Raw genomic sequence first — 6,369 nt, forward strand, 5'->3', positions numbered from 1 at the left:
CGGCCTTCTTCGTTGGGGGGTCAGCTCGCGGCGCTAAAGCGCAGGATCTCGCGGCCGTCCTTGTCCGATATGGTGAGCTTGCCAGCCTCGACACGGTATGACGCCGCCTTGGCCAGCGCATCGAACAGCGCCTTTTCCTCGGCCATCACCTCGGGCGCACAGGCCTTGTAGGTAGAACCGATGTCTCTGATCACGATCGTTTGGCCATCGAGTTTGGCAGTGGCGAAATAGGTGTTGCAGGGGCCGCTGCCGCCCGCCTTGCCGGCCTCGCTGACCCTGAATGTCGCTTGCGGGGCAGCAATGGCGCCGATGCCGTCGACATAGTCGACCAGCCAGAGCTGATCGAAGACCGAAACCATGGGCTCGGCGCTCGGGGTGACCATCTTCAGCATGATGGTCTGCGGCACGTCGGCCAGCGGATCGACCTGATGGCGCATATCGGAGATGAACAGGAGCTTGTCATCGACGGTGATGCGGGCTTGCAATGCGTAAGTCATCCGCGACCGGATGACGGAAGGGTCGAATTTGATCTCGAAGCTGATCGGCACCTGGCCGGCCGGCTGCACTTTCTGCTCGCCGATGATGGTGGCAGGCGCATCGGCCAGCGACACATCGGCAAGTTGTACGGAGAGCACGGCACTGGGCGGCAAGGCAATGCGCTCGCGATAGATCACCTCGCCTCTCACGGCCTGTTCGGCGGCAACAGACTGGTCCGGAACGGCCAATATGCCGACGACCAGCGGCACGAAACCGAAGATGAAGAACTCCGCGATCCTGTCCAGCATGACCATCTCCCTTGCCCAGGCTGGCCAAGGCCCCGAGCCGCCAATGCTCCCGGGCTGCCAGTGCCCAAGCTGACCAGCCGCGCTCAATTGGCCAAATGATTGCGGTCAATACATGGCTGCGGCGGTATTTTAGTCTGACGATTCCCAGCGACCGGCCGCCTCGTCGTCGGCCTCCTTGGCCTCGACCCAGCCGCCCTCGGAACCGTCCGCGCGATGCTCCTTCTTCCAGAAGGGCGCGCGCGATTTGAGATAGTCCATGAGAAAGTTCGCCGCCTCGAACGCCGCATGGCGATGCGCCGAGGCTGCCACGACCAGCACGATGTTCTCGCCGGGCGCGATCTTGCCGTGACGGTGGATGGCGGTAAGGCCCTGCAGCGGCCAACGCTCAACCGCTTCAGCAGCGATGCGGGCGATTTCCGCTTCGGCCATGCCGGGATAGTGTTCGAGCTCGAGCGCTGAGAGCGCGCCCTGCTCGTCGCGGCAAAGGCCTGAGAAGGTCACCACGGCGCCGATATCGGCGCGGCTTTGCGTCAGTCTGGCGATCTCGGCGGCGACGTCAAAATCCTGGCGCTGAATGCGCACCACAGGCAAGACCGCGCCGCTCATGTCAGCCCCCGGTCATCGGCGGGAACAGCGCGATTTCGCGGGCGCCCGCGATCTTCTCGCGGTGCTCGACATGTTCCTGGTTGATGGCGACGCGGATCACGTCGGGATATTGCAGAGCGTGCTCGTAGCCCTCGCCGCGCGATTTCAGCCAGCGCAGGAGATCGGTCACCGTCTCGATGCCGGCAGGCAGGTCGACATCCTCCTCAGCCATGCCGATGCGTTCGCGCACCCAGGCAAAATAGATGAGCCGGGTCGTCATCTCACTCGTCCATGATGTGCTTGAGGCCGGCGCGGAAATAGTCGTAGCCCGTATAGAGCGTCACCAGCGCCGCGATCCACAGCAGCACCAGTCCGGTCTGGGTGGTCAGCGGGAAGATCTTGTCGCCGGCCGGCCCGGCCAGCAGGAAGGCGATGGCGACCATCTGGATCGCGGTCTTCCATTTTGCCAGCTGCGTCACCGGCACCGAGACCTTGAGCGCCGCCAGATATTCGCGCAGGCCCGAGACGAGGATTTCGCGGCACAGGATGATGATCGCCGCCCACAGCGACCAGCCGGCAATGCCCGCATGGCGATCGGTATCGGCGGCCAGCAGCAGCAGGCAGGTGGCGACTAGCAGCTTGTCGGCGATCGGGTCGAGCATCTTGCCGATGTTGGAGGTCTGCTGCCAGGCGCGCGCCAGGTAGCCGTCCAGATAATCGGTGATCGAGGCGAGCAGGAAGATGATCAGCGCCGACCAACGGGCGAAGTCGCTCGACTTCAGATGTCCTTCGAGAAAAAAGCACAGCACCACCAGCGGCACCGCGACGATGCGGGCGTAGGTGAGCATGTTGGGCAGGTTGAACGCGCGCTTGGCCATATCTGGAAAACTCTTTCTGCCTGCCTACTCAAATCAGAAGCGAATGTAGGGGGTCAACAGGCGAGAATCGATTGACCAGACGAAAATAGCATCCTTGCTGTCAGCTCTCATGGAAATGATTGTAGACCAGTTTCGCCACCTGCTCGGAAATACCGTCGACTTTCCTCAAATCCTCGATGGCGGCGCGGCTGACCGCCTTGGCGGTGCCGAAGGCCAACAACAAGGCGCGTTTGCGGCCTGGACCGATACCGCTGATCTCGTCGAGCGGGCTCTTGACCATCTCCTTCTTGCGGCGCGCCCGATGCGAACCGATCGCGAAACGATGGACCTCATCGCGCAGCCGCTGGACGAAATAGAGCACGGGATCGCGAACCGGCAGCGAAAACGAGTCCCTGCCTTTGACGAAGAAACGCTCACGGCCGGCGTCGCGGTCCTGGCCCTTGGCGATACCGATGGCCACCACCCGGTCCTCGATGCCGAGATCCGAAAGGATCTTGCGCACCGCGGTCATCTGGCCCTGGCCACCGTCGATCAGGATGACATCGGGCCAGGCCGGGAAGCTGCCGGAGATATCGTCCTCCATATCGTCTGCCGAACCATCAACCGCATCCCCAGCCGGGACATCGCCATGCTCCTTGAGCAACCGCGAAAACCGTCGCTCCATCACCTCGCGCATCATGCCGAAATCGTCACCAGGCGTGATCTCGGTCGAGCGGATGTTGAATTTCCGGTACTGGTTCTTCACAAAACCTTCCGGCCCGGCGACGACCATGGCGCCAACGGCATTGGTGCCCATGATGTGCGAATTGTCGTAGACCTCGATGCGCACCGGCGGCTTGGCCAGGCCGAATGTCTCGGCGAAACCGGCAAGCAGGCGTCCTTGGGTGGAGGTTTCAGCCAACCGGCGTCCGAGCGCCTCGCGGGCATTCTGCAGGGCGTTGTCGGTCAGGTCCTTCTTCTCGCCACGCTGCGGCACGGAGATCGCGACCTTGCGGCCGGCGCGGGTGGAGAGCGCCTCGGCCAACAGTTCCTGATCTTCGACGCCATGCGACAGAAGAATGTTCCGCGGCGTCGGCTTGTCGTCATAGAACTGCGCCAGGAACGAACCCAACACCTCGGCTGCTTCCAACGCCGGATCGGCCTTGGGGAAATAGGCGCGGTTGCCCCAGTTCTGGCCGGTGCGGAAGAAAAACACCTGGATGCAGACCTGGCCGCCTTCCTGATGGATGGCGAAGACATCGGCTTCGTCGACGGTAGCCGGATTGATGCCCTGGTGGCTCTGCACATGCGACAGGGCCGCAAGTCGATCGCGATAGATCGCGGCGCGCTCGAAATCGAGAGCTTCCGACGCCTGCTGCATGGCGGCCGAGATTTCCGTCTTCACCTTTTGGCTGCGGCCGGACAAGAAGTCCTTCGCCTCATTGACCAGTTCGGCATAGTCCTGGTGCGAAACCTCTCCGGTGCAGGGGCCGGCGCAGCGCTTGATCTGATAAAGCAGGCATGGCCGCGTGCGGTTCTCGTAGAACGAGTTGGTGCAACTCCTGAGCAGGAAGGCGCGCTGCAGGGAGTTGATGGTGCGGCCAACGGCACCGGCCGAGGCGAAGGGCCCGAAATAATCGCCTTTGCGCGAGCGCGCGCCGCGATGCTTGTAGATGCCGGGCGAGACATGGTCGCCGGTCAAGAGGATATAGGGAAACGACTTGTCGTCGCGCATCAGGACGTTGAAGCGCGGCCGCAAGCGCTTGATAAGGTTGGCTTCGAGCAGCAGCGCTTCGATCTCGGTGCGGGTGACGACGAACTCCATCGTCGACGTTTCGCGCACCATGCGGCCGATGCGGGTGGTGTGGAAGCGGCCTTGCGCGTAGTTGGTGACGCGCTTCTTCAGGCTGCGCGCCTTGCCGACATAGAGCACATCGCCGGCAGCGTTCATCATGCGGTAGACGCCGGGCGCGTTGGGCAGCCGCTTGACCAGCGTCTGGATCACCTCGGCGCCGATCATGCCTTCCGCGTCGCCGGCATGCGGCGTCCAGTCGATGGCGGTGAAGGCGACATCGGGACCGACGGTTTCAACGATCTCCTCGACTGCCTCGTCCTCGACGTCGATATCGGGGGGCAGATCGTCGGCGCCGCCGCGCGGCTTGCTTTTGTGGTCTACGGGACTCATTCCGTCATGCCTGTCACATCGGGCGTCTGCCACGCAAGATGCTGGCCGCCATCAAGCGCGATCATCTGGCCGGTGACCGAGCGCGCTTCCCAGAGATAGCGGATCGTGGCGCCGAATTCCGGCAAATCCGGGCCGCGCTTCAGGACCAAGCCATCGACTTGGGCTGCAAAATCGCTGTCATCCTGACGCGCGTTCTTCAGGGTCGGCCCCGGGCCGATGGCATTGACGCGGATGCTGGGGCCGAGCGCTTGCGCCATCATCTGCGTGGCCGTCCACAGCGTCGACTTGGACAGCGCATAGGAGAAGTAGCGCGGCGTCGGCCGCCAGACGCGCTGATCGATCATGTTGACGATCAGGCCCTCCTGCCCTGCCGGCAACGCCCGGGCGAAATTCTGCGCCAGGAGCGCGGGCGCTTTCACATGGACGGCAAAGTGCCGGTCCCAGGCCCGCCACTCGAAATCCAGAACCGAATCGTCCTCGAACAGCGACGCATTGTTGACCAGCAGCGGAATCGGTCCGAGCGCTGCTTGCGCCTGGCCGACGAGATCGCCAACGGCGTCCATATCGGTCAGGTCGGCGGCGACCACGGCGGCACGGCCACCTCCGGCGATGATTTCGGCAGCCAACACATCGGCCTGGGTGCGCGAGCGGTTGCAATGAATGGCGACGGCAAAACCGTGGGCGGCGAGATCCTCGACGATCGCCCTGCCGATCCGCCTGGCCCCGCCCGTCACCAGCGCCGTGACAGTGGCTTTGCTCATATGGTGTCAATCCTCAATTTCGGGCCGAAAAAGCGGTGCCGGCGAAATATGGCCCGGCATGCGTTAAATGGTGTTCGCACCTTGGGCAGCATTGTGGCGAAACGGCCGTTTGGACATCCCGGCCCGCCCTGGACTCGGGCGCGCCCGACCGCAATATAGGGTGCTGGAGTCCTTGCACCAAGCGGTGTGCAGCGCAGCACGGGATGGTTCCTGCCATTTCGCTGTTGCGAAGATGCAACGTCAAGGTTCTGCCTCATTCGTGCCGGGGAATGACCCAAGTTCAGGTTCGCTTCAGCCGCATTTTGACACGACATTTGGAACCGACGAACGCCAGATCCGTTTCACCCCCCGGACGGGTAGATGGCGATCGTGAGAAACAAGCCTGTGTCCTGTGGCTTAAGGAGTAAAGAACAATGCAAGCCAATCTCAAATTCGCACGGCCGCTGGCCGTTGCGCTCGGCCTCTTCGCCCTCAGCGGAACCGCCTATGCTGCTGACGTGGTTTCGGAAGAGCCGCCGGCACCTGCGCCGATCGCTGAACTTCCGGTCGCTTCGTGGGCCGGCCCCTACGCCGGTCTCAACGTCGGCTATGGCTTCAGCGGCCGGACCAAGGAAAAGGATTTCGACGTTGAAACCGATACCAAGGGTTTCGTCGGCAGTGTCTTCGGCGGCTATCAGTGGCAGCAGGAGAACTTCGTCTACGGCGCTGAAGCCGAACTCGGCTACAACGGCGTCAAGGGCGACGACAACGGCATCGACTCCAAGGCCGGCTTTGAAGGTTCGCTGCGTGCCCGTCTCGGCTACGCGGTCAGCCCAGAAATCCTGCTCTATGGCACCGGCGGTCTCGCCGGCAGAAGCCTGAAGGTGGAAGACACCGTCCTTGGGGCCAGCGATCGCGCAACGATGCTCGGCTGGACCGCCGGTGTTGGCACCGACATCAAGTTGACCGACAATGTCTTCGGCCGCGTCGAGTACCGCTACACCGACTTCGGCAGCAAGAGCTTCGACGGCATCGGCAAGGTCAAGGCCACCGACAACCGCGTCACCTTCGGCGTCGGTATGAAGTTCTAAGTCGTTCAAGCCACGACACGAAAAAGCCGGGCCTCGCGCCCTAATGCAGTTCACTTAAGTTGGGCTGGATGAGGATCTGGTAAGACCTATCGAACAGGATGGAGATTCGTTTCCATCCTGTTCGTG

7 protein-coding genes are annotated in these 6,369 nt (G+C 62.7%); 1 reads left to right on the forward strand and 6 read right to left on the reverse strand.

Annotated elements, in window-relative coordinates; translation table 11 throughout:
- Positions 1-20 precede the first annotated feature (20 nt).
- From NKI99_RS21685 to NKI99_RS21710, 6 genes are all read right to left on the reverse strand, one after another.
- Positions 21-785, reverse strand: a complete 765-nt coding sequence (locus NKI99_RS21685) for a YbaY family lipoprotein (RefSeq protein ID WP_352611883.1) — start codon at positions 783-785, stop codon at positions 21-23.
- 129 nt (positions 786-914) lie between these two features.
- On the reverse strand, positions 915-1,391 hold the full coding sequence (locus NKI99_RS21690; protein ID WP_352555308.1) for a molybdenum cofactor biosynthesis protein MoaE: 477 nt from the start codon (positions 1,389-1,391) through the stop codon (positions 915-917).
- Between the two features lies 1 nt (position 1,392).
- Complete coding sequence (moaD, locus tag NKI99_RS21695; RefSeq protein ID WP_352555307.1) at positions 1,393-1,650, reverse strand: molybdopterin converting factor subunit 1; 258 nt, start codon at positions 1,648-1,650, stop codon at positions 1,393-1,395.
- Between the two features lies 1 nt (position 1,651).
- Entirely contained in the window at positions 1,652-2,248 is a 597-nt protein-coding gene (gene pgsA, locus NKI99_RS21700; RefSeq protein WP_023673449.1) for a CDP-diacylglycerol--glycerol-3-phosphate 3-phosphatidyltransferase, read from the reverse strand.
- Between the two features lie 100 nt (positions 2,249-2,348).
- A complete protein-coding gene (gene uvrC, locus NKI99_RS21705; RefSeq protein WP_352611884.1) occupies positions 2,349-4,412 on the reverse strand; it encodes an excinuclease ABC subunit UvrC in 2,064 nt (687 codons plus the stop codon).
- The gene (locus tag NKI99_RS21710) at positions 4,409-5,173 is read right to left on the reverse strand and encodes an SDR family oxidoreductase (RefSeq protein ID WP_023812629.1); all 765 of its coding nucleotides are present in this window, start codon (positions 5,171-5,173) and stop codon (positions 4,409-4,411) included. The genes uvrC and NKI99_RS21710 overlap by 4 nt, the downstream gene beginning before the upstream one ends.
- A gap of 413 nt (positions 5,174-5,586) precedes the next feature.
- On the opposite strand from NKI99_RS21710, the gene NKI99_RS21715 reads away from it, so the two are divergent.
- On the forward strand, positions 5,587-6,243 hold the full coding sequence (locus tag NKI99_RS21715; RefSeq protein WP_023812630.1) for an outer membrane protein: 657 nt from the start codon (positions 5,587-5,589) through the stop codon (positions 6,241-6,243).
- Positions 6,244-6,369: the final 126 nt, after the last annotated feature.

Origin of the sequence: Mesorhizobium sp. M0239, from assembly GCF_040321815.1 — a bacterium.
GTDB lineage: Bacteria > Pseudomonadota > Alphaproteobacteria > Rhizobiales > Rhizobiaceae > Mesorhizobium.

What these genes read in the sequence shown, in the direction of transcription:
- NKI99_RS21685 (WP_352611883.1), bottom strand. Translation starts at nt 785, where the DNA reads ATGCTGGACAGGATCGCGGAGTTCTTCATCTTCGGTTTCGTGCCGCTG.
- uvrC (WP_352611884.1), bottom strand. Translation starts at nt 4,412, where the DNA reads ATGAGTCCCGTAGACCACAAAAGCAAGCCGCGCGGCGGCGCCGACGAT.
- NKI99_RS21690 (WP_352555308.1), bottom strand. Translation starts at nt 1,391, where the DNA reads ATGAGCGGCGCGGTCTTGCCTGTGGTGCGCATTCAGCGCCAGGATTTT.
- NKI99_RS21715 (WP_023812630.1), top strand. Translation starts at nt 5,587, where the DNA reads ATGCAAGCCAATCTCAAATTCGCACGGCCGCTGGCCGTTGCGCTCGGC.
- moaD (WP_352555307.1), bottom strand. Translation starts at nt 1,650, where the DNA reads ATGACGACCCGGCTCATCTATTTTGCCTGGGTGCGCGAACGCATCGGC.
- NKI99_RS21710 (WP_023812629.1), bottom strand. Translation starts at nt 5,173, where the DNA reads ATGAGCAAAGCCACTGTCACGGCGCTGGTGACGGGCGGGGCCAGGCGG.
- pgsA (WP_023673449.1), bottom strand. Translation starts at nt 2,248, where the DNA reads ATGGCCAAGCGCGCGTTCAACCTGCCCAACATGCTCACCTACGCCCGC.